This window comes from Micromonospora lupini, from assembly GCF_026342015.1.
Taxonomy (GTDB): domain Bacteria; phylum Actinomycetota; class Actinomycetes; order Mycobacteriales; family Micromonosporaceae; genus Micromonospora; species Micromonospora lupini_B.
Genome location: NZ_JAPENL010000002.1, coordinates 1,800,025 through 1,820,612, shown reverse-complemented (window position 1 = coordinate 1,820,612; position 20,588 = coordinate 1,800,025). Strand labels below are relative to the sequence as shown.

22 protein-coding genes are annotated in these 20,588 nt (G+C 70.0%); 10 read left to right on the top strand and 12 right to left on the bottom strand.

From position 1 onward, the window contains the following. Positions 1-131: 131 nt before the first annotated feature. Both OOJ91_RS23310 and OOJ91_RS23305 read right to left on the bottom strand, forming a co-directional pair. Positions 132-569 (bottom strand): ATP-binding protein, encoded by a 438-nt coding sequence (locus OOJ91_RS23310; protein ID WP_266248190.1) that lies wholly within the window; start codon positions 567-569, stop codon positions 132-134. After that, positions 566-922 (bottom strand): STAS domain-containing protein, encoded by a 357-nt coding sequence (locus tag OOJ91_RS23305; protein ID WP_007454668.1) that lies wholly within the window; start codon positions 920-922, stop codon positions 566-568. Before OOJ91_RS23305 ends, OOJ91_RS23310 begins: the two co-directional genes overlap by 4 nt. A 140-nt stretch (positions 923-1,062) precedes the next feature. On the opposite strand from OOJ91_RS23305, the gene OOJ91_RS23300 reads away from it, so the two are divergent. From OOJ91_RS23300 to OOJ91_RS23290, 3 genes are all read left to right on the top strand, one after another. Next, positions 1,063-3,489 carry a DEAD/DEAH box helicase gene (locus OOJ91_RS23300; RefSeq protein WP_439117097.1) on the top strand — a complete coding sequence of 809 codons (2,427 nt, stop codon included), beginning with the start codon at positions 1,063-1,065 and terminating at the stop codon, positions 3,487-3,489. A 99-nt stretch (positions 3,490-3,588) separates the two neighbouring features. Then, entirely contained in the window at positions 3,589-3,792 is a 204-nt protein-coding gene (locus OOJ91_RS23295) for a hypothetical protein (protein ID WP_007454664.1), read from the top strand. Between the two features lie 120 nt (positions 3,793-3,912). Beyond that, positions 3,913-4,491 (top strand): hypothetical protein, encoded by a 579-nt coding sequence (locus tag OOJ91_RS23290; RefSeq protein WP_266248189.1) that lies wholly within the window; start codon positions 3,913-3,915, stop codon positions 4,489-4,491. A gap of 139 nt (positions 4,492-4,630) precedes the next feature. Here OOJ91_RS23290 and OOJ91_RS23285 read toward each other — a convergent pair whose 3' ends face one another. The 7 genes from OOJ91_RS23285 to ssd form a co-directional block, all read right to left on the bottom strand. Further along, on the bottom strand, positions 4,631-5,089 hold the full coding sequence (locus OOJ91_RS23285; RefSeq protein ID WP_323178554.1) for an Rv3654c family TadE-like protein: 459 nt from the start codon (positions 5,087-5,089) through the stop codon (positions 4,631-4,633). Beyond that, positions 5,089-5,403 (bottom strand): TadE family type IV pilus minor pilin, encoded by a 315-nt coding sequence (locus tag OOJ91_RS23280; RefSeq protein WP_266249817.1) that lies wholly within the window; start codon positions 5,401-5,403, stop codon positions 5,089-5,091. The genes OOJ91_RS23285 and OOJ91_RS23280 overlap by 1 nt, the downstream gene beginning before the upstream one ends. 113 nt (positions 5,404-5,516) lie before the next feature. Further along, positions 5,517-5,684, bottom strand: a complete 168-nt coding sequence (locus OOJ91_RS23275; RefSeq protein ID WP_234584142.1) for a DUF4244 domain-containing protein — start codon at positions 5,682-5,684, stop codon at positions 5,517-5,519. Positions 5,685-5,706: 22 nt separating this feature from the next. Beyond that, entirely contained in the window at positions 5,707-6,270 is a 564-nt protein-coding gene (locus OOJ91_RS23270; protein WP_266249816.1) for a type II secretion system F family protein, read from the bottom strand. A gap of 260 nt (positions 6,271-6,530) precedes the next feature. Then, positions 6,531-7,814: a type II secretion system F family protein gene (locus tag OOJ91_RS23265; protein WP_266248185.1), complete on the bottom strand. Its 1,284-nt coding sequence runs from the start codon at positions 7,812-7,814 to the stop codon at positions 6,531-6,533. Beyond that, positions 7,811-9,022, bottom strand: a complete 1,212-nt coding sequence (locus OOJ91_RS23260; RefSeq protein ID WP_266248183.1) for a TadA family conjugal transfer-associated ATPase — start codon at positions 9,020-9,022, stop codon at positions 7,811-7,813. The genes OOJ91_RS23265 and OOJ91_RS23260 overlap by 4 nt, the downstream gene beginning before the upstream one ends. Beyond that, positions 9,019-10,122: a septum site-determining protein Ssd gene (ssd, locus tag OOJ91_RS23255; RefSeq protein ID WP_266248181.1), complete on the bottom strand. Its 1,104-nt coding sequence runs from the start codon at positions 10,120-10,122 to the stop codon at positions 9,019-9,021. Before ssd ends, OOJ91_RS23260 begins: the two co-directional genes overlap by 4 nt. A gap of 234 nt (positions 10,123-10,356) precedes the next feature. Between ssd and OOJ91_RS23250 the strand changes: the two genes are divergently transcribed. Further along, positions 10,357-10,905, top strand: coding sequence for a SigE family RNA polymerase sigma factor (locus OOJ91_RS23250; RefSeq protein ID WP_266248179.1), 549 nt, complete (start codon positions 10,357-10,359; stop codon positions 10,903-10,905). Next, positions 10,902-12,227 (top strand): hypothetical protein, encoded by a 1,326-nt coding sequence (locus tag OOJ91_RS23245; protein WP_266248178.1) that lies wholly within the window; start codon positions 10,902-10,904, stop codon positions 12,225-12,227. Before OOJ91_RS23250 ends, OOJ91_RS23245 begins: the two co-directional genes overlap by 4 nt. Before the next feature lie 84 nt (positions 12,228-12,311). Here the strand turns inward: OOJ91_RS23245 and OOJ91_RS23240 are convergent, their stop codons facing one another. Together OOJ91_RS23240 and OOJ91_RS23235 are read right to left on the bottom strand one after the other, a co-directional pair. After that, a complete protein-coding gene (locus OOJ91_RS23240; protein ID WP_266248176.1) occupies positions 12,312-13,340 on the bottom strand; it encodes a CU044_5270 family protein in 1,029 nt (342 codons plus the stop codon). Further along, positions 13,340-13,891 carry an RNA polymerase sigma factor gene (locus OOJ91_RS23235; RefSeq protein ID WP_266248175.1) on the bottom strand — a complete coding sequence of 184 codons (552 nt, stop codon included), beginning with the start codon at positions 13,889-13,891 and terminating at the stop codon, positions 13,340-13,342. Before OOJ91_RS23235 ends, OOJ91_RS23240 begins: the two co-directional genes overlap by 1 nt. Before the next feature lie 104 nt (positions 13,892-13,995). On the opposite strand from OOJ91_RS23235, the gene OOJ91_RS23230 reads away from it, so the two are divergent. Then, positions 13,996-14,610: a DUF4240 domain-containing protein gene (locus OOJ91_RS23230; RefSeq protein WP_266248174.1), complete on the top strand. Its 615-nt coding sequence runs from the start codon at positions 13,996-13,998 to the stop codon at positions 14,608-14,610. Between the two features lie 411 nt (positions 14,611-15,021). Here OOJ91_RS23230 and OOJ91_RS23225 read toward each other — a convergent pair whose 3' ends face one another. After that, the gene (locus OOJ91_RS23225; RefSeq protein ID WP_266248173.1) at positions 15,022-15,324 is read right to left on the bottom strand and encodes a hypothetical protein; all 303 of its coding nucleotides are present in this window, start codon (positions 15,322-15,324) and stop codon (positions 15,022-15,024) included. A gap of 96 nt (positions 15,325-15,420) precedes the next feature. Here OOJ91_RS23225 and OOJ91_RS23220 point away from each other — a divergent pair, with 96 nt between their 5' ends. The 4 genes from OOJ91_RS23220 to OOJ91_RS23205 all read left to right on the top strand — a co-directional run bounded on the left by OOJ91_RS23220 (position 15,421) and on the right by OOJ91_RS23205 (position 20,205). Then, a complete protein-coding gene (locus OOJ91_RS23220; RefSeq protein ID WP_266248172.1) occupies positions 15,421-16,725 on the top strand; it encodes a DNA cytosine methyltransferase in 1,305 nt (434 codons plus the stop codon). A gap of 118 nt (positions 16,726-16,843) precedes the next feature. Further along, the gene (locus tag OOJ91_RS23215; RefSeq protein ID WP_266248170.1) at positions 16,844-17,611 is read left to right on the top strand and encodes a PmeII family type II restriction endonuclease; all 768 of its coding nucleotides are present in this window, start codon (positions 16,844-16,846) and stop codon (positions 17,609-17,611) included. A gap of 757 nt (positions 17,612-18,368) precedes the next feature. Next, positions 18,369-18,959: a hypothetical protein gene (locus OOJ91_RS23210; RefSeq protein ID WP_266248169.1), complete on the top strand. Its 591-nt coding sequence runs from the start codon at positions 18,369-18,371 to the stop codon at positions 18,957-18,959. Position 18,960: 1 nt separating this feature from the next. Beyond that, positions 18,961-20,205 (top strand): DUF262 domain-containing protein, encoded by a 1,245-nt coding sequence (locus OOJ91_RS23205; RefSeq protein ID WP_266248168.1) that lies wholly within the window; start codon positions 18,961-18,963, stop codon positions 20,203-20,205. Positions 20,206-20,588: the final 383 nt, after the last annotated feature.

Below are 20,588 nucleotides of genomic sequence, written 5' to 3'. Positions count from 1 at the left end.
TCACATCGAGGTGGCACCGTGTCTCGATGATCTTCGTCGCTGTGTTATGAAACGAAATCTGATATAGGGCCCGATCCATGACGACAAGGCCGCACCCCCGGCGGGGATGCGGCCTGACTTACCGGAACGGGTCAGCGGCCGACCGGCCACACCATCCGCACCTCGGTGCCGATGCCCTCGTCGACCGGACGCACCTGAAGGTCCTCGACGAAGCCCGCGAGCAGGGCGAACCCGACGCCCGTGGTAAGCGCCTCGTCGGTCAGCGACTCGTTTGCCAACTCGTCCGGCGGCAACGCCGCCAGCCCGATGCCGGCCTCGATCGGCGCACGGTCCACCACCCGCACCGCGTACGCGCCGCCGTCGGACATCTCCACGAGCACCGGGTCGGCCAGGCCGTACTGCCGGTGCAGGGCCACCGCCCGGGTGCACGCCTCACCGATGGCCAGGCGCACCTCGTCCAGCAGGTCCTCGCGCACACCGGCACGCCGGGCGACGGCGACGCCGACCAGTCGGGCGGTACGCACGTGCACCGGCGCCGGGGAGAAGGAGAGCCGGACCGTCGCCATCACGCGTTGGCGCCGGTCGGACCCGCACCGACCGCCGCCTCGACCGTGGGGTGCAGCGGGAACACCTGGTCCAACGCCGTGATCCGGAAGATCTTGAGCAGCGGCTCCTTGTCACAGACCAGGGCGAACGAGCCGCCGGCCGTCCGCAGCCGCTTGTGCGCGCCCACCAGCACGCCCAGCCCGGTGGAGTCGAGGAAGTCCACCCGCCCGAGGTCAACGACCACGTGTCGGGCGCCACCGTCGATCAACTCGAGGAGTCGTTCACGGAGCCGGGGCGCGGTGTAGACGTCCACCTCACCGCCGACCTCGAGCACCGTGTGCTCGCCCACGGTGCGCGTCGCCAGCGACAGCTCCATCGGTCCTCCTCGCCAGAGCCGTAAACTCTCCTGGGCATCTAACCACTACCGCCGGGACACCCTGCGGTCACCGGCGGAGGCTTCCCCTTACCCCCCGGCCCGGCTTTTCATCTCCGAACACCAGTGCGAGAGTGCAGGACGTGACCTCCAACGACTTCATCTCGTCGCGCCCTACGCCGCGCCGCGACCAGGAGTCGTCCGCCGCGCCCACCGTATCCGCAGGTCACGACACTGGACCAACGCCTGTCGACCTGCTGCGCCGGCTGCGCGCCCGGGGTGCCGGCGACCCGGTCACCCACGTCGAGCGGGTGCCGGCCCGCGTCGGGGTGCCCGCCCCCTGGCCGGCGTGGGCGCCGCCGGAGCTGCGGGAGGCGTTCGCCCGCCGCGGCGTGGTCGCACCCTGGCAGCACCAGGCCGAGGCGGCCACCCTGGCGTACGACGGCGGCCACGTGATCGTCGCCACCGGCACCGCGTCCGGCAAGTCGCTCGCGTACCAGCTCCCGGCGCTGGCCACCCTGCTCGCCGACCCCCGGGCCACAGTGCTCTACCTGGCGCCGACCAAGGCCCTCGCCGCCGACCAGCTACGGGCCGTCGCCGGCCTGGACCTGGAAGGGGTACGCCCCGCCTGCTACGACGGGGACACGCCGCGCGCCGAACGGGAGTGGATCCGCCGGCACTCCCGTTTCGTGCTGACCAACCCGGACATGCTGCACCACGGCATCCTGCCCGGCCACGCCCAGTGGTCCGGTTTCCTGCGCCGGCTGGCGTACGTGGTGATCGACGAGTGCCACACCTACCGGGGCGTGTTCGGCTCGCACGTGGCGCACGTGCTGCGACGACTGCGCCGGCAGTGCGCCCGCTTCGGCGCCACCCCGGTGTTCGTGCTCGCCTCGGCGACCTCCGGCGACCCGGCGACAGCGGCCGGGCGACTGACCGGCCTGCCGGTGACGGCTGTCACCGAGGACGCCTCACCGCGCGGCGGGGTGACCTTCGCGCTCTGGGAGCCGCCGCTGCTCCCACCCGACTCGGCCTCCCCCGCGGTGCCCGCGCAGCCGGCCGGCGACCACGACGCCGCGACCGACCTCGTCCAGGTCCGCAGGTCCGCGCTGCGGGAGACCGCGGACCTGCTCGCCGACACGGTCGCCGAGGGGGTACGCACGCTCGCGTTCGTCAGGTCCCGCAAGGGCGCCGAGGTGGTGGCGGCCAACGCGCGCCGGGCGCTTGACGACGCGGTCCCGGGCCTCGGCGGTCGGGTCGCCGCCTACCGGGGCGGCTACCTGCGCGAGGAGCGGCGCGAGCTGGAACGGGCGCTGCTGCACGGTGACCTGCTCGGCCTGGCCTCCACCAACGCGCTTGAGCTGGGCGTGGACCTGGTCGGTCTGGACGCGGTGCTGATCTGCGGCTATCCGGGAACCCGGGCGTCACTGTGGCAGCAGGCGGGCCGCGCGGGGCGGTCCGGCCAGGAGGCCCTCGCCGTGCTGGTGGCGCGGGACGACCCGCTGGACACCTACCTGATACACCACCCGGAGGCGATCTTCGGTGCGCCGGTCGAGGCGACGGTGCTCGACCCGGCCAACCCGTACGTGCTGGCGCCGCAGCTCGCCTGCGCGGCCGTCGAGGCGCCGCTCACCTCCGCCGACCTGGCGCTCTTCGGCGACGGGTCGAAGGAGGCCATCGACCAGTTGGTCGAGGCCGGGGCGCTGCGGCAGCGGCCCACCGGCTGGTACTGGCGGCACCGCGAGCGCCCGGAGGTGGACCTGCGCGGCGAGGGCGGCGCCCCGGTCGCCGTGGTGGAGTCATCGACCGGTCGCCTCCTCGGCACTGTCGACGGTGGCTCGTCGCACTTCCTGCTCCATCCCGGCGCGGTCTACCTGCACCAGGGCGTCTCGTACGTGGTCGACGACCTCGATCTGGCCGACGGCTGCGCGCTTGTGCACGCCGAGGAGCCGGACTGGTCCACCCACGCCCGGGACGTCACCGACCTGTCAGTGGTGTCGGTGCGCTCCTACGTGGACGCCGGGCCGGTCGGCATGTTCCTCGGCGAGGTGGACGTGACCAGCCAGGTCGTGTCGTACCAGCGCCGCCGGATCGCCACCGGCGAGGTGATCGACACCCGGCCGCTCGACCTGCCCACCCGGGAGCTGCGTACGGTGGCGGTCTGGTTCACGCTGTCACCCCGATCGCTTGCCTCCGCCGGGGTCCAGCAGGCCGACGTGCCGGGTGCCCTGCACGCCGCCGAACACGCCGCGATCGGCCTGCTTCCGCTGATGGCGACGTGCGACAGGTGGGACATCGGCGGGCTCTCCACCGCAGTGCACCCGGACACCGAGGCGCCCACGGTCTTCGTCTACGACGGGCACCCGGGCGGCGCCGGCTTCGCCGAGCGGGCGTACGGGACGGCGTCGGCGTGGCTGCGCGCCACCCGGGACGCGATAGCGGAGTGCGGCTGCGAGACCGGCTGCCCGTCCTGCGTGCAGTCGCCGAAGTGCGGAAACGGCAACAACCCGCTCTCCAAGCCGGACGCGATCCGGGTGCTCGACGTGGTGCTGGAGAATCTGCCCGCCTGAGGCAGCTTGCATGAATCCAGGTGGCACTGGGCACAATGGCATGGGAGCGCTTCCATCGATGCTTGTTTTGTTGTTCGCCCCCGCGCCCGAGGAGAAGCCGTGGCCGACACGATCGCCGAGACCGTCGACCTGCTCTACACCATCGACCAGGACCAACTCACCCTCGACCAGCAGATCGCACTCGGGGCCGCGCTGGCCGCCCTGGCTCAGGCGGAACGGCTGGAGCAGATCAACGAGCGGCTGCGCAGCATCCACCAGGTGCTCAACACGTGGTCGTTACGCGTGACCGTGGACGGCCGCTGACCTCCGCCGGGACCGGTCCTGCGGGGCGGACCGGTCGGGGTGGGAGCGCCGGGGCACGGGCCGGCAGCGGTTGCCCGGCTGTGTAAGACTCCGGCGCACCATTCCCCCTGAGGAGAACACATGCAGCTCGACAACTTGCAGACCCTGCAGCAGTTCCACATCCGCCAGCGGCTGCGGATGATGGTCAACCAGTACGAGGTTCGGGCGGTCGCGCCGGACGGCACCGAGGGTGAGCTGCTGGCGTTCGCGCAGCAGAAGCGGCTCGCCTTCAAGGAGCAGGTGACGATCTACACCGACGACTCCAAGCAGCAGCCCCTGCTCGGCTTCAAGGCCCGCCAGCGCATCGACCTCGGCGCCACGTACGACGTCACCGACGCGGCCGGCAACGCGATCGGCCTGTTCCGCAAGGACTTCGCCCAGTCCCTGCTGCGCTCCACCTGGCACGTCGAGCAGGCCGGCCTGCCGCAGGTGACGGGCCAGGAGCGCAGCCTCCCGGTGGCGCTGCTGCGCCGGTTCGTCGACTCGCTGTCCTGGCTCCCGTACCACTTCGACTTCACCGCAGGCGGCCAGCCGGTCTTCTCCGTGGTGAAGAAGTGGGGCCTGCGCGACAAGTACGTCGTCGAGGTGCACAACCCGCAGATCGACCGTCGTCTCGTCATCGCGATGGCCGTCGCCCTCGACGCGCTCCAGGCCCGCTGACGCACTCCGGCTCGCTGACGCACCCCGGCTCACACCTTCTCGGCCGCTGGCCGGGACAGGGCACGCGGCCCTGTCCCGGCCAGCCGGCTGCGGTCCGACCAGCCCGGCGCCATTGTTCAGCCGAGCGTGGGCCGTCGGCTCAGCCGCGCACCGGGCCGGCGCGGGCAGTCGACGCGGCGACCCGGGTCAGGCCCGGAAGCGGTGTGAACGCCACCTCGACTGTCACCAGCACGTCCAGCCCGTCGAGGAGACAGTCGACCAGCCGCCCAGCATTACGTTGGGCGATGTCCGCAGCGGACGCGCATGCCACCGAGTCCCCGTCGAGCGCCCGTGCGGCGCCGGCCAGCGCACCGAGATCGGCGGCCACCGCCGCCCGCTGAGCCGCCATCCCCGCTGCGGCGACGGCGGCACCGAATGTCCCGACCAGCACGAAGACCAGGCCCAACGCGAGCAGCAGCAGGGTCGCGCCACCTCGCTGCGCGTCCGGTCGACAGTCGTCCAGTCCTTCGGCACCGTGTCCCTCGGCACCGTGTCCCTCGGCAGCGTGTCGCTCGGTGTTCGGGCCGCGCCCACCCCACCAAGCGTGCGGATGCCGCATCACCAACTCCCCTCGCTGGCGCCTGGTTCCACGGCGGCGACGGCGGTGGCGACCACTGTGATCCGCGGTAGCCGGGCACCCAGCGCACGGACGGGCGCTCGGACCGTCGCCTGCACCCGGTCGCCGTCGACCGACACCGCCACCTCTGCCCCCGGTGGGGCGGCGCGCTCCCCGTCCGCGCCGCTGTCACCCCGGGCCGCCGCCAACGCCGCCTCCCGGGCCGTGTGCAGGCAACCCGCCTGGGTGCTGACGGCGTTGACCGCGGTCAGACCGGCGAGCAGGAGCAGGAGGAGCGCCGGCAGGCCGGCCGCCAGCTCGGCGGTGAAGGACCCCCGGTCGCCACCGGCGAGGCGGGCCCACCAGCTGCCGTCGCGCGCTCGCTCGGAGGTACCCGTCTTCCGAACACGGCCGACCTGCCGGCGCCCGATCACTTGAGCGCCCGGTCGATGACCGCGGTCAGCGCCGACTGGACATTGCCGGAGGTCAGCACCTTCAACAGGATCCCGGCGAAGGCCACCGCAGCGAGCGTGCCGACGGCGTACTCGGCGGTGTTCATCCCGTCGTCGCCGCGGAGTCGGGCGATGAGTTTGCGCATGCGTCTTTCCTTTCTCGATGGGTCAGAGCACGTCGCCGAGGACGGCGACGATCACCGGCACCAGGCCGGCGAGAATGAACGCGGGCAGGAAGCACAGCCCCAGCGGCAGCACGATGAGCACGCCGGCCCGGCGGGCCGACGCCTCGGCGGCGGTGGCCCGGTCGGCCCGCAGGTCGTCGGCGAGACGGGTCAGCGCACCGGCCAGCGCGGCGCCACTGTTGGCCGAGCGGAACGCCGCGGCTGCCATCCGCTCCGCTCCCGGCACCCCGTCCAAAGCCGACCACGCCTCGGCCGGGCCACCGCCGAGGAGCAGGGTGCGGCCGACCCGGGCCAGTCGGCTGGCGAGTGGACCGTCCAGCGCCTCGGCCACGGCGAGGACCGAGCGGTCCACCGGCGCACCCGCCCGCATCGCCGCCGCCAGCAGGTCGGCGGCGAGCGGCAGGTCGGCAGCTTCCCGGAGTCGCCGGCCGCGGGCCGCGGGAGTCTCGATCCGCCGCAGCAGCACGTCCAACAGGACTGCGGTCGGCACCGCACCGAGCAGCCCGAGCCAGCCCCCGACGACCACCGCCACGGCGAGCCCGGCCATCCCTGCCGCGATCCGGATCGCATCCGGTCGCCGCCGCCTCCCCGCACCGCCGCCACCCGAGCTGGTCCGGTAGCTGGTCCGCTCCGGCGAGCCGCGCCGGCCGAGCGAGCCACCCAGACGCAGCCGGCCGCCATGACCCACAGCGCCGTCGTGAACGACCGGCCGGGGTTGGCGAGCAGGGCCGCGCTGGCGCAGCCGAAGCGACACCACGAGGAGTGCGGCGGCCACCAGGCCGGCGGCCACGAGCAGCACCGGGGACATCAGGCGGCCCGCCCCGACGCCGCGCCCAACCGCTCGGCCCAGAACAGGCCGACAATCTGCAGGGCGATGGCGAGGACCCCGCAGACCCCACCGACAGTGCTGTGCAGGAGCACCGCCAAGGGATCGACCCCGATCCCGTAGCCGAGCCCGATCCCGCCGACCGGCAGGGCCGCCAGCAACCAGGCCGTGGCACGGGCACCCGCCGCCTGTGCCGCTGCGGCGGCCAGACCCCGGTCGGTCGCACGGGCGTCCGCCTCGATCCGCTCGATCAGCTCGGCCAGGGGTGCGCCGGTCCGGTCCGCCAGCCGCACGGCGGCCGAGGTCAGCTCGCGAAGCCGGTCCGCTCCGCCCGACCCCTCGACGGTCGCGATCTCCAGGCTCGGCGGGACGGGCAGGCCCGCCCGGAGGTCGGCTGCCAGACCGCAGAGCAGGTCCAGGCCGCGCCGCCGAACCAGCTCGGCGTGCCGGTTCGCCCTCCAGCGGAGCAGGGCACGCGTGGCCAGCGTGCCGTAGCCGCTCGCCGCGACCGCGGCCACCGGCCCGGCGGACACGGCACCGACACCTGCTCCTACCAGGCCAACCAGCAGTAGCACCCGCCTTGGCGACCGACGCACGCGTACCGCGTGCACCGCGTACGACCCGCCGCCGCTCTGACCCGCGCGGTCGACGAGGCGCTGGTCCGCCGGGTCGACGAGGCGGTCGTCTGCCGCGTCGACCCGGCGGTGATCTGCCGCGTCGACCAGGCAGTGATCTGCCGCGTCGACCAGGCAGTGATCTGCCGCGTCGACCAGGCGGTGGTCCGTACGGTTGACCAGCCTGGCGTCCGGATGCTCGACGGCCTCCAGGGTCTCCGTCTCCGGCCGGGCAGTGGCGGCCGGACGGCGAGGATCCCGACGGATCGGCGGACGTGCCGGGCCGGCCGGTCGCGTGGATCCCCCCGGGCCGCCGGTGGCCCTCGGGCGGCTCGGGCTGCCGTCGACGTCCCGAGTGGACCAGGCGACAACTGCCCGCCCGGCGCTGGGCGCGGACGCTCCCGACGGGTGCGAGAGGGCGCCCGCGTGGGCCGACGCGGGCGCGTCGCCGAACTCATCGGTCGGTCCGCCCGGTCCGCGAGCGAGGTCCCTGATCCATTGCACCAGGGCGTCGTCCGGATCAGCGCCGGCGGCACCACGGCCCGGCGCGAGCACCCGGCGGCGGCGTGCACGGACGGTCCGGGCGGGCCAGGCCACCAGGGCTGCGGTGGCCAGCAGCAGCCCCACCACCAGCGCCGTTGCGCCGGTCATGACGGACCCGCCGATCCGGGCCACGGCTCGCTCAGGATCGGGGGCACCGCCACGCCCCGGTCTCGCAGGAGCGTGCCGAAGGTACGCGCGGCCAGCCCCAACCCACGTCCACGTATCCAGGCGGGCACCACCGTGGCCAACCGCTCCGGCCCGTCGGGGAGCAGCAGGCAGATCGACTCCAGGACTCGACCCCGGTCCCCTCGGCGTACCTGGAGCAGCACCTGGAGCGCGGCGACCACCTGGGCGTGCAGCGCGGCGCGGGGCAGCCCGCCCAGCATGCCGAGAGCCTCCAGCCGGGCCGGCACGTCGGACGGGGTGTTGGCGTGCAGCGTGCCGGCGCCACCGTCGTGGCCGGTGTTCAGCGCGGCCAGCAGGTCGACCACCTCCGCGCCCCGGCACTCCCCAACCACCAGCCGGTCCGGGCGCATCCGCAACGCCTGCCGGACCAGGTCGCCGAGGGTGACGACGCCTGTCCCCTCGACGTTGGCGGTACGCGCCTGGAGCCCGACCACGTGCGGGTGCCCCGGTTGCAACTCGGCCGCGTCCTCCACCAGGACGATCCGCTCGGTCGCGGGCACCAACCCGAGCAACGTGTTGAGCAGGGTGGTCTTGCCGGAGCCCGTGCCGCCGGTGACCAGGTACGCCAGCCGGGCCGCGACAACGGCGGCGAGCAGGGGTGCCACCGGTCGGGGCACCGTTCCCTGGCGCACCAGTTCGTCGAGGCTGAACGGGCGGTGCCGGAACGTCCGCAGGGACAGGTAGGGGCCCTCGGTCGCCACCGGCGGCAGCACGGCGTGCAGCCGGGTGCCGTCGGGGAGCCGGGCATCCGCATACGGGGAGCCGTCGTCGAGCCGGCGACCGGCGCTGGCGATCAGTCGCTGCGCCAGCCGGCGGACGTCCTCGACCGAGCCCACCGGGACCGCGACCTGGTGCAGGCCCGACCCCCGGTCGACCCAGACACGGACACCGTTGACCAGGACGTCGGTCACCTCCGGATCGGCCAGCAGCGGGGCTAGCGGCCCGGCGCCGACGAGGTCGTCGTGCACACGGTCGGCGATCCGCAGGACGGCGGTGTCGCCAAGCACCGCGGCGGTGGGCTCGGCGCGTACGGCGGACACGATCGCCGCCGGGGTGACCGGGTCGGTGGCGGCGGCGATCCGCTGCCGCACCCGGGCCGCGAAGGTGCCCTCCTCCGGTCGGCCGCTCATGCCGCACCCGTGGCGGGGACGCCGGTGAGGTCCGCGACGATGCGCCGGCAGAGCGTGGCGAGCGGGCCCTTGCCGGCCGCCGCCGGCGCCTCGCCGCGTTCGAGGCCCCGGCAGAGCCCGGGCTCGGGGCGCAGCGTGCCCGCGAGAGGAAGCCCGAGTGCCCGTGCCACCTCGGTGGCACGCAGGCGGCCCGGGGCAGGCCCGCGCACCACCACCGAGAGCGCGGCGCAGTGTGGGGCGGCCGTGGCCACCACCCGGGCGGCGGCCGCGGTGGCGCGCAGCTCCGCCGGCACGACGACGAACGCCTGGTCGGCTGCCTGCAACGCGACCACTGCGGCGTCGTCCAACTGTCGGGGAAGGTCGATCACGACGAAGTCCCGGCCACGGTGGGCGGCGTCGACAGTCGCGGCCATCGCGGCGGCGGGCAGTGCCAGCATCTCCCCGCGATCCCAGGAGAGCACCACCAGGTCGCCCCGGCTCGGCAGCGCGTGGACCAGCGCGGGCGCGTCCACCCGCCCGTCCGCGTCGGTGAGCGACGGCCAGCGCAGCCCTTCCAACTGCTCCCAGCCCAGCACGAGGTCGAGGCCACCACCGAGCGGGTCGGCGTCGATGAGCAGGGTGCGCAGCCGGGACCGCGCCGCGGTCACGGCGAGCCCGCCCGCGAGCACGCTCGCGCCGGCGCCGCCCCGGCCGCCGAACAACGCGACGACCCGGGCGCCCGGGCCGGCCGGCTGGTCGGGGCCCTGCTCGGCCAGGCGGTCCAGCAGCCAGGGCTCGGCGGCGGGCAGCGCGGCGACGTGCTCGGCGCCGATCAGCTCGGCGATGTGCCAACCGGGGTCGAGTTGACCGGACCGGCCGACCAGCACCAGCCGGGGCCGCTTCGGCAGTCGGGCGCGCAGGCACGCCTGCGCCTGGTCGGCGCCGAGCAGCACCAGCGGCGCGGGACCCCAGCGGGTGCGGGCCGCGGCCGGGTCGGCGGCGAGCTCCACCTCGGTGCCGCCGGCGGCGGCGAGCCGGAGCAGGTCGTCGAGCAGGTCGCCGTCGGCCGTGACGACCAGCGGGAGCCGTCGGATCGGCGGGACGGAGGTACGGGGTGCCATCGCGGCCTCCAGCGGTCGGGATCGGGGTGCACCGCCGACCCTGCTCGCGATCGGCCCCGCACCCCACCCCGAGCAGGCCGCCTGTGGATAACTTGGCGCGCTGTGGACAACGCCCGGCGAGAGAGTTGATCTGCTAAGCGCGGGTCGAGGTCACCGGTGCCGCCAGCAGGGTCGACGCCTCTCGTACGGGAACTGGAGCGCAGACCGGTAAACCGGCGGACGCGTCGCGGTGTCTTGCTCAGTGACGAGACCGGAGGTCAGATGCGAGATTCGCGGGGCGCGGAGTTCGACGAGTTCGTCCGTACACGGTCGGGCGCGCTGTTGCGGGTCGCCTACCTGCTGACGGGCGATCGGCATGCCGCCGAGGATCTGCTGCAGGAGGTTCTGGAGCAGGTGTACGTGCGCTGGCGTCGCGTGCAGACCAGTCCGGAGGCTTACGCACGCCGTGCGCTGGTCAACCGATCGATCAACCGGTGGCGTGGGCGAAGGCGGCGGCCCGAGCAGGCCCTGGACGACCACGACGCCGTCACAGGGGACCACGCGGACGATGTCGCGCTTCGCCGGGCGGTCGTCGCGGCACTGCGCGACCTGCCGGCTCGGCAACGCGCGGCCGTCGTGCTCCGTTACCTGGAAGATCTTCCCACCGCCGATGTTGCCGCCGCTCTGGGCTGTTCCGAGGGAACGGTGAAGAGCCACGCCTCGCGCGGACTGGCTCATCTGCGGACGGCTCTTGCCGCACCAGGTCTCGTCATGTCCACCATCGACAGGGAGAGTTCGCGGTGAACCCGAGTGACAACGACGTGCGAGAGGCCCTGCACCGAGCGACCAGCCACCTCAGTGGTCGACCCGACCTGTTGGAAGATGTGCGCCGTGGCGGCCGTCGGCGAGTGCGGCGCTTCCAGGTCGTGCTGACTGCGGCCTGCGCGGCCATTGTGGCGATCCCCCTGGGCGGCGTGCTCACGGTCCCGGTCGGACGCGACACTACCTCGGCGGCCTCGCCGTTGTTCGACGATCCGACCAAGGGTGACCTGGCCGGTGACGACGCGTACCTGCGTCAGGTCCGTGCGGCATGGCGGCGGCATCTGGATCGCGCGGGCGATACGCAGATGCCTGGTGACCCACACGTCGTGTGGGCGGGAAGAACGCCTGCCGGCCCCGCTGCCTACGTCGCTTACGCCGGCGCGACCCGTTCGATCGAAGGCACGGGGAACAACCACATCGGATGGGTAGGGTTCGTCGAGCCCACCGCCGATGGTCCACAGGTCAGGGCTATCGAATCTCTCACCGACGACGCACGGCAGCGCAGTCCGCAGGCCGTACTTCTCGGGGCGGAGCGCGACGTGCTCCTCGTCCTCGACAGCGGGCAGCCGATGGAGTTCTCGCCCGAGCTGCGGTACGCGCCGGACGGCAAGACCATCCGCACCTACCAGCCGGTGACGTTCGAGGAAGGCGCGGCGATCCTGCGGATTCCCCCGCAGAGGACGAAGGTCACCGTTGCCCTCTCCTTCACGCCCGTGAGCGACGTGAACACGGTGCAGATCCTCGGCGCCGCAGACGTCCTCTTCTCCAACGGCGGCGCTCGCCGGGACGTACAGCGAATCAGACGCACCCTGCCCGGCGCCGATCAGGCGTGGGGCGGCGACCCCAGCGACCCCCGGTACGAGGGCGGCGGGTCCGCTTACGAGATCGCCGCCGGGCCCGAAGCGCTCGCCGCATGGATCGACGTTGCCGGCTTTCACGACCAGGGGCACTCCCCCGAGCTGTACGTCTACGGGGCGACAGCCGACGGCCGACGGTTACTTCTGCAGAGCATCCAGTACGACAGCGACCCCGTCCGCGTCGTTGCGCTGCTCGCACGCGGTAATGCTCCCCTCCACGCCGTGGCCAGCGCGTTCGCCGACTGGAAGGCGCCGTTGCCGGTCCGGCTGCGCCTGCCGGACGACCAGGGCATCCTCGTCGCCGCCGAGGGGTCGGCGCTTAGTTATCGGAGCGACGCCGGCCAGTGGCAGGACGCCGGCCGGAACGCGGCGCTGCTGCCGTCCACCGCCACCGAGGTACGGGTAACCGCCAGCGGCGGCACCGTCAGCACGGTGTCCCTCACGTAAGACGGAAGCTCGGCTCGTCCACGTCCGCCGTGTCGGGGACACACGTCGGGGCCGCTCCCGAGGGAGCGGCCCCGACGTCGGCGGTCAGCCGATCCGGTCGGTCCAGGCCGTGTCGAGGATCAGTTGGTACGCGCTGATCCGCACTGGCGTCAACGTCAGCAACTCGTGGGCGAGCAGTTCACCCGTCTTCGGGTCGAAGATCAGCAAAGACTGCTGGTCGTGCTCGCGCTCGTCGACGGTGACCGCGACACCGGCCCGGCCGGCCCGGTCGGTCACCCGTCCCCGCCAGCGGAAGCCGGGCACGTCGGCGAGGACCCACAGGATCTGCGCTCGGGTCGCACGCGGTACGACGTACCTCGCGTAGAGCGTGTTGACCTCCTTGCTCGCCGCCCCCGCGCCGTACTCGACCTTCAACAGCTCGCGCAACCGCGACGGGTCGGCCGGCGGCGGCGTGAGCTCCATGGGTGGCAACGGGATCATGGCGGCACTGTCAGCCACCTCGGGACCCGCGAGCTTGCGCTGCCAGTAGTCGCGGGACTCCTGATCCGGGTACTGCGGCTCCATCTGCGTGTTGCTCTGGCTGCCGGTCCCGTCGGCGGCCTGCCAGACCTTCGACTCACCGGCAAAGGCCACGTGGTAACGATCGTCGGCGGAGCTCATCACCGGATCGCCCCACCCCTTCGTGTGGTGGTACATGTAGCGCCCGGTGCGGTGGTCGTACCCCGTGTCCTTGATCTTGGTGGCCAGCGTGCGTAGCTGCGGGCCGGCCGCCGGTGGGTCGGCGTCGAACTGGTACGCGACCGGCACCAACAGCGTCCCCACGGGTCCGCCGGGTCCGCCGGGTCCGCCGGGATCGCCGGGTCCGCCCGGATCGTCCGGCGTTCGTTCGTCGAACGGTCGGAGGACGGCCACGGCACCGGCCGCGACCGCGACCGTCCCGGCCGTCAGGACCAGCCGGCGCGTCGGGTGTACGCGACGGCGTCCGGTCGCATGGTCGGTTGCGGCGGCACGCTCGATCAGGTCGCGCGCCGAAACCGGCGGCGGCGCGACGGCGATGGTGCGGGCCGGGTCGGCAGGGCCGAGAAGGGTACGGATTCGTTCGGCTCCGTCCATCACAGATCCTTTCGGGTAGCGACCAGCAGCGGGCGTCGTAAGCGGGCCGGCTGGTCCGACATCGCTTCGGTGAGACGACGGCGGGCGCGGTGCAGGCGCACCGCCGCGGTCGCACGGGTGCAGCCGAGGACCTGGGCCGCCTCGGCCACCGTCAACTCCTCCCAACCGACGAGCCGCAGGATCTCCTGATCCATCTCGTTGAGGGTGGCCAGCGCGGCCCGCACGTCGGCTACCCCCAGGGTCCGGTCGGCGCCGGACGGATCGGCCACCCGCGTCAGATCGGCGTGGGCGATCGGCAGGAGGTCCGGGGCTGCGCGTCGGGACCGCCACTGGTTGGCCAGCAGGCGCCGGGCCACCCCGTACAGCCAGGGCAGACTGCGGTCCGGCACCTCGCCGCGACGACGCCACGCGACGACGAAGACCTCCTGAGCGAGTTCCGCCGACGCGTCGGCGTCCGCTAATCGGCGCAGGCCGTACCTCACGATGTGTGCGTACTCGGCGGCGTAGAGGCTGGTGAACCAGCCCTCGTCGCGCTTCCCCGGTGGACCCACCCGAACCCCCATTGCCTCGGCGACTCTCACCCTGGCTTGTGTCACGGGAGGCCCGACGATTACCGCGCCCCAACCTGTCACAGCCATCGGGGACACTCCTGGCCGTGAACGTGGAGGAGTTCTGGAGTGTCGTGGAGCGTGCGCGAACGGCGGCAGGCGTGGCAGCGGACCAGCCCCAGCGCGACGGTCAACCGAGTGCGGTCGCCGAGGCCCTGGTGGCGGAGCTGATGCGACTCCCGCTGTCGCACATCGTGGCGTTCGACCAGGTGCTCGACGAGGTGGTGGACCAGGTCGACACCTGGGACGTCTGCGCGGCGTGCTGGATCATCGAGTACGGGTTTCTCTCCGACGACGGATTCTCCGATTTCCAGGCAGGGCTGGTCGGTCTGGGGAGAACAGCGTTCGAGTTGGTGGCGCGTGACCCCGACTCGCTCGCCGACCATCCCGCGATACGGCAGATCAGCGCATCGGAAGGCCGTGACCTGTGGATCGGCGACGAAGCTCTCCAGTTCGCCGCGCAGACGGCGTACGAGCGGCTGACGGGTGACGACGAGGCATTCTGGGAGGCCGCCGAGTCGGCGCAGGCCGCGGCTGCTCCGCCGCACCCCGACCCGGAGCCTGCCGAGGAGCGCTGGGACCTGAGCGACGAAGACGAGTGGCGCAGGCGGCTGCCCCGGCTCTTCGAGCTGTTTGGCGCCCGCCGACTCGGCGTGGAGTAGGAAGAGCGGGCAGCCGTGTCGTGCGGGAGCGCTCCCTGGGAAAGGGACGACCCCCGTCGGGGGGAAAGTGACCTGACGTAGCAGCGGGTGTGATCGAGTGCCGTACCGCGTGGTCAGACGCGTCGGTCGTGCCGTCGAGCATGATCGAGTGTGACTGCGCGGTACGGCGTTCGCTGACGATCGGCTGACTTCCGGCCGGCGCGCTGCTGGCGCCCGAGGACGGCCGAAGACCGCTCGCAGGGCCGTCCGCAGCGCGACCAGTTCCCGGAACCCTGCCTTGCAAAGATCAAGACCGCTGTCGGCCGACGTCGGCCGTTGCCGCTGATCTGCTCGCGCCGTCGCCTCGTGTCTGCACGCGACTGGCCAGGTCGGTCGGCTTGGCTGTACAGATGGCCGTACATGAGCAGGCTGTCAGGAGCCGACGGCCCGACCTCCGTAGACACCGCGCCGCGCAAGTACACCGTCCTTCGGTGCCTGCGCCTCTCGCAGTCCGAGCAGAGCCTTCTCGAAACCCGGCTCTCTCGATCGCAGTCCGACGACGAAGTCCTCGATGATCGCGCACACGAGGTCTTGCATCGACCTACGCCCCTCAAACGGCTGCGCGAGCTGAAGTGCGGTGTAGGTCTCAGCATCGACACGGATGAGGATTTGCTCTTTGGCCGCTCCGTCGGTCGATCGAGGCATGCGCGCCTCCTTCGTCGTCATCTCGCTCACCAGATACCTTGTAGCAATGTCACATCCCAAGAAGGATGGGGCGTGCGCAGGCCCTGTGTCCAGGACGCTGCGCTAGCCAGAGAAGGGACTTAGTGCATGAGCCGGGGACCGCAACCAAGCCGCGACGTGGTCTCCCTCTTCTCAGGAGCGGGCGGCCTCGATCTTGGGCTTGAGTGGGCAGGCTGGAACATCGCCGCCCAAGTCGAGATGGACCCGGACTGCGTCGGCACCCTTCAGAGGCAGGCGAAGAACCGCGAGCGGCCGACAAAGGTTCTCGATCGCCGACTTGAAGACATCGACCCGGTCCAGCTTCGTGACGAGCTTGGCTTCCGACCAGGCGAGCTTCCTCTTCTAGCCGGTGGCCCTCCTTGCCAGCCCTTCACCACGTCCGGCCGCCGCCAAGGGCTGTCCGACGCCCGAGCAACTACTCTCTTCCCGGCCTACCTCACGTGGGTCGACGCCTTCGACCCGCAGTTTCTCCTGATCGAGAACGTTGACGGCATGCTGTCAGCGGCACTCCAGCATCGCCCCTTAGTCGAGCGAGGACCGCGGTGGCCACTGGACGCACCACTGGAGGAGCGGAAGGGCTCGTTCCTCAAGTGGCTGCTCGATCAGCTCGGGCTTCGCGGCTATGCCGTCAGCTGGGGAGTCGCTGAGGCCGCCGACTACGGGGTTCCGCAGATGCGCCAACGGTCCGTCCTAATCGCGACCAAGGGCGCCGTCCCATGCTGGTTGCCTCGGCCCACCTTCGGCACGGCGAACCAGCCGTTCAAGACCCTCCGGCAGGCACTCCAAGGCGTTAACGACCTCGGACCTGTCATGCCAATCAGCGAACGGAAAAAGGCGGTCTACCGCAACATCCCCCCTGGCGGCAACTGGCGGCACCTACCCGATGCTCTCCGGCGCGAGACGATGGGGCGGGCATACCACGCAACTGGCGGCAAAAGCGGCTGGTGGCGACGGCTGTCCTGGGAGTTACCTGCACCGACAATCCTCGGGATGCCGGACCACTCGAGCACCGCCCTGATTCATCCCGACGAGCTTCGGTGTCTCTCAGTCAACGAATGTGCCGCCGTTCAGAGCTTCCCGGCAGGCACTGAGTTCGCCGGCGGCTTCCGTAGTCAGTACCAGCAGATCGGCAACGCCGTGCCTCCGCTACTCGGCAAGGCGCTGGGGGCGCAGCTCCTTCGGTTCGCCGCCGGGGAGCGGGAGGAGGAGCCACTGGTTCCGGCTTGGCGGCAGAGCTCGGCTAACCGCAGACCCGGCACGCATGGCTGGACGCTGCGGGAGGGCTACCATCTTCACGTTCCGATTCGCCCGGACCACGTGTGGGCCGCGTATGACGTGGAGACGCCTGTTGACGCAAGAGCAAAGGCCGACGATACCGCTCCAATCGGCTGACATTGTCGCTGCTGTACGAGAGCTTGCGGGCGTTCCTGCAGGCGTTGGCCCCGATGACGCTCATGTTGTCGCCGGGGTAAGAGGGTTCGCTGAGGCTTTCCACTACTGGTATGTGCGCGTGATCCGCAACGCCGTACCCGACTACAGGAACCTCATCATCAAGCGAATCAACCCGTTCATCCGGAGGATCCAGCTAGACGGGCTGACTACCTCGGAGGCTGCGCAACGGCTGGTGGAGGACTACGACAGCCGGAACTACGTCACTGCTGGTGGTTGGGCGCTGGAAGCTTTGGCCAGCGACGGAAGCCCTGATGCCCAAAAATCGGCTGCGGAGGGTATTGACCTCCAAAGGTTCGATCCTCTTACCGGGGACCACCACCTATATGTCCTCAAAAGCGGGATGGTAACACGAAACAGCGACATCGTGAAGGCGCTTAAGCGGAACTCACGGCAAGCCGAGAAGCTGCTGCGGCAAGGACGAAGCACGGGGGCGGTACACGCTAACTGGGCAGTACTGGCTGGCAAAACCTCTAGCACCTACGAAGACGGGGTGAAACGACCGTCTTCTGCGGAGTTTTGGGGTGAGATTTTCCGCCTGGACGAGGTCCAGGCGGTTGACCTGGCTCTGGCGATGGCTGCGGTGGCGGGCCAAATGATCAAGAACGATGCCACAGGACACCTACTAGCCCTTCAGTTACTAGTCCGTGACTACATCGCTGACCGGAGTGAAGATCACGTTGTCGACTGGGAGTTCCTAGCCCGGCTCACCCTGCAAACGCCGGAAAACTGGCGCGCTGAAGACAAAGCGCGCCACGTCCGTGCGCTCGCACAACTGACACGGACCGGCTATGTGATTGCGCCGAAGATCCCTAAGGCGAGAGGGTAGATGTTCAAGAGCTACGCCTGCTTGTAAAGCGGATCTCCTCGTCGGGCAGTCGTAGACCGTCCAGCCTGCCCGGACGGGGACAAGGTGGAGCGCCTCACCAGCCGAACGACCTTGTCCCCGTCCGGGCAGGCTGGTAGCCCTTGTGGTGCCCGGCGAGGTGATCTGCGGCGGCATCTCTGAGGAGGGTCGGGGTTCGGGGCGGAGCCCCGAGGTCTTCTGATCGTGTCGTCCCTGACCCTGGCCGGCCGGCTCGGCCGATGCCGGCCGGAGGCCGCCAGCAGGCCGGAGCCGGGCCGGCGCGGCCCGCTTGGCGGGCCGCCTTGATCCTAAAGAGAGCATTTCGGCAATGAGGTTTGATCACAGGGTGCAACGACCCTCGCCGCCCGCCCTCGGCTGCGGGATCGGCGCCTCGCTTACAAGCACTGTGCGACGCGTCCGTGCTTGTCCGGAGACCGGCTGCGCGCTCGGAGCTTGGTCCCGGCCTGCACTCGTCAGCGTGCTGGCTTCCGGCGCGGTTGCTGCCGGCGTTACTGTCGACAGTCATCTCGCGGGCGGCCCGGGCTTGACCCTCGTCAAGGCGAGCCGGATGCAGGCTGTCATCCCATCCCAATCGGTGCTTGGCTAAGGCGAGGCCGTCCCCGAGCCGAACCTTTCGGTGACGCGGTCAGCATTGGTCGCCCGACTGCTTGCTGCCTCGGCTTGATCGAGACGGCTAGGCTTATCGCGGTCCATACGTAATCCATTGGAGGCTGCTGCCATGCCGTACCCCTCGCAGGAAGAGGTCCTGCGCGGCGACCCACTCCATGACTGGATCGATGAGCACTTCCTACGCGCTGACCCATTTGCCTTCGACCAAATTGGTTTTCGCTCGTCAGTTAAGATTATTTCAAGCAGCCTCGACATCGACCCCAACGGCATATTCTGCACAGGCTCGGGCGCCATGGGATTTTCGATTAATCCCCACAAAGTGGAGAACAATGCCCTAAAACGTTTTAATGATGGGTCAGATCTCGATATCGCGCTGATTTCCGAAGTTCATTTCGAGGCCGCCTGGCGAGATCTGCGCAAAGCAGCGCAGCCATCAACTCAGCCCATGGACGAACTCGTGCGCGATCACATCAATTGGCAAAAGAAAAGATTTTTTGATGGCGCGGTCATGGCGAATAAGCTGCTTCCGGCACTCTCCTTCGGCGCAGATTGGGTGGCTGCCTCCGTGCGTATCTCCGAACACATCTGCAGATTGCTTGACCGGGAGATCGATGTCGAGTTTTGGATATATCGCGATTACTGGAGCCTAAGAAACTATATTGCCGACGGGGTAACGAAGTGCAGGAAGCTGGTGGCATAAGATGACAATAACTAGTCTTGAATTCGCTGAACAGGTCGCCTCCGCACCCTCCAATATTACAGTTAACTCGTTTCATAAGACGTTCAGCAACGGAGACCTTGTCCTTCGGCCCCCGTTTCAGAGGAATTTGGTCTGGAACCTAGAGCAACAGAGTTTCCTTGTGGACTCAATCCTTCGCGGGCTGCCAGTCCCCGAGATCTACATCCAAAGAGAAACTTCGGCGGATGGCGACGAGAAGACGGTAATCGTCGACGGCCAGCAGCGACTGACTACCTGCATCCGATTCCTCGATGATGAGCTGCGACTCACGAACGACGACGATCTTGACTCGCGATGGCGGGGCCGCAAGTTCGGCGAACTGACGGATGATCTGAAAAGGCGTTTCCGGAGCTTCGAGCTCATTGTAAGAAAGCTGCCAAGCCTTGAGGAGTCCGTACTTCGCGAAGTGTTCCGGCGGCTAAATAAGACTGTGGAGCCCCTAGAAGCGCAAGAGTTGCGACATGCAGCCTTCACGGGACCTTTTGTTCAACTTGTTGAAGCCGCCGCGGCACAGAACGTACTTACAGAGGTAGGCGTATTTTCTGCGAAAGACTACTTACGACGACGCAACGATGAATTCATCGCCGAGGTCGCCTACGCGGTTACGTCTCGAGCCTATCCAAACAAGAAGGATGGGCTGGATGAACTCTTCCTTACCTTTGAGAAACAAGGTACGCCGCAAGGAACACTGGAAGAATTGGAGCGACGCTTCGGTCGCGTTTTCCTGGAACTGAGCAGCGTGGCTGGACCGCTGCGACGGACGCGCTTCCGCAATAAGTCCGACTTCTATTCCCTATTTGTCTTGCTCGCAAAGCAGGCCGAATTGCTGCCCTTGAACAATTCCGCCCACGGCGCCCTCATTGTTGCTCTAAAGAAGTTCTCCGACTTGGTCAATGACATCAAGCGAGAGGAAGCGGAAGGACGGTCGATCGATCCGTTAGTGTCGGATGAGCTTGGGACGGAGGCGGTCCGGTATCTACGGGCGGTGGAACGTGCCGCCAGTGACCGGCTTAATCGAGTACGACGTGAGGAAGCGTTGCGGTTCGCGCTGGCACCGGTCCTGGCCGTGGGGCATCCGACACCTCTCTCGTCTGCAGACGCGGCATGGCGTTCCGCGTCTCCCGTCGACGAGCAAGAGGATCCCTCAGATCCAAATGAAAAGGTGCATGTCCAGGAGATGCTGCTTCGCGACGCCACCTCGAGCTGACGTCCTCCCGTGTGCCGTCGACCCGCCCTCTGGCGGGCCACCGCCCGGCCCGCCACGCTCGGCCCCCACGTCGAGCGGACCTCACGCAGGCCGGACGCTTGCGTTGGGCGGTGGTTTGCTCGGCTTGCTCGAGTCGATGGCAGGCGGGATGGCTACCGCACCCTTCCACAGACTGGGACCCGCCGACGAATGCTCCGGTGATCCTTGAGCCGGAGCGCGCCCCGCCCGAAGCGCAGTAGCCGCAACCCCGCGACCGCCACCAGCCCGCGTGCCCTCCCTGGCGCCGCGCGGGCTTATGGCCACGCGGCCCCCGGCCGGTTGCCGGCATCACCCACTAATCGCTGCCCCTGTCGTTCTGCGGCGGCCTTGGGCTTCCGCCTCCA

What these genes read in the sequence shown, in the direction of transcription:
- OOJ91_RS23275 (WP_234584142.1), bottom strand. Translation starts at nt 5,684, where the DNA reads ATGCGCAAACTCATCGCCCGACTCCGCGGCGACGACGGGATGAACACC.
- ssd (WP_266248181.1), bottom strand. Translation starts at nt 10,122, where the DNA reads ATGGCACCCCGTACCTCCGTCCCGCCGATCCGACGGCTCCCGCTGGTC.
- OOJ91_RS23265 (WP_266248185.1), bottom strand. Translation starts at nt 7,814, where the DNA reads ATGACCGGCGCAACGGCGCTGGTGGTGGGGCTGCTGCTGGCCACCGCA.
- OOJ91_RS23210 (WP_266248169.1), top strand. Translation starts at nt 18,369, where the DNA reads ATGCCGTACCCCTCGCAGGAAGAGGTCCTGCGCGGCGACCCACTCCAT.
- OOJ91_RS23220 (WP_266248172.1), top strand. Translation starts at nt 15,421, where the DNA reads ATGAGCCGGGGACCGCAACCAAGCCGCGACGTGGTCTCCCTCTTCTCA.
- OOJ91_RS23205 (WP_266248168.1), top strand. Translation starts at nt 18,961, where the DNA reads ATGACAATAACTAGTCTTGAATTCGCTGAACAGGTCGCCTCCGCACCC.
- OOJ91_RS23270 (WP_266249816.1), bottom strand. Translation starts at nt 6,270, where the DNA reads ATGGCCGGGCTCGCCGTGGCGGTGGTCGTCGGGGGCTGGCTCGGGCTG.
- OOJ91_RS23305 (WP_007454668.1), bottom strand. Translation starts at nt 922, where the DNA reads ATGGAGCTGTCGCTGGCGACGCGCACCGTGGGCGAGCACACGGTGCTC.
- OOJ91_RS23240 (WP_266248176.1), bottom strand. Translation starts at nt 13,340, where the DNA reads ATGGACGGAGCCGAACGAATCCGTACCCTTCTCGGCCCTGCCGACCCG.
- OOJ91_RS23285 (WP_323178554.1), bottom strand. Translation starts at nt 5,089, where the DNA reads ATGCGGCATCCGCACGCTTGGTGGGGTGGGCGCGGCCCGAACACCGAG.
- OOJ91_RS23260 (WP_266248183.1), bottom strand. Translation starts at nt 9,022, where the DNA reads ATGAGCGGCCGACCGGAGGAGGGCACCTTCGCGGCCCGGGTGCGGCAG.
- OOJ91_RS23290 (WP_266248189.1), top strand. Translation starts at nt 3,913, where the DNA reads ATGCAGCTCGACAACTTGCAGACCCTGCAGCAGTTCCACATCCGCCAG.